The following is a 223-nucleotide window of genomic DNA, read 5'->3' as shown; positions in this document are numbered from 1 at the left end:
GTGCGCGAGCTCGCCGGCGGGCCGGGTGCGGTGATCGTCTGCGGCCGCTTCGAAGGCGTCGACCAGCGGGTCATCGAAGCGCGAGGCCTCGAGGAAGTTTCGATCGGCGATTTCATCCTGTCCGGCGGCGAGCCGGCGGCACTTGTGCTGCTCGATGCCGTGGTGCGCCTGCTGCCCGGCGTCATGGGCAATGCGGTATCGGGCGACGAAGAGAGCTTTGAAA

Annotated in this window: 1 pseudogene; it reads left to right on the top strand. The window is 67.7% G+C overall.

Features of this window, described 5'->3' with window-relative positions:
* A pseudogene (locus E5W70_RS32975) lies at positions 1-223 on the top strand (tRNA (guanosine(37)-N1)-methyltransferase TrmD); the annotation flags it as partial.

This window comes from Mesorhizobium sp. (assembly GCF_005063415.1).
Classification (GTDB): domain Bacteria; phylum Pseudomonadota; class Alphaproteobacteria; order Rhizobiales; family Rhizobiaceae; genus Mesorhizobium.
Note: the sequence above shows the minus strand (reverse complement) of the source record. Positions and strands in the feature narration are given on the sequence as shown.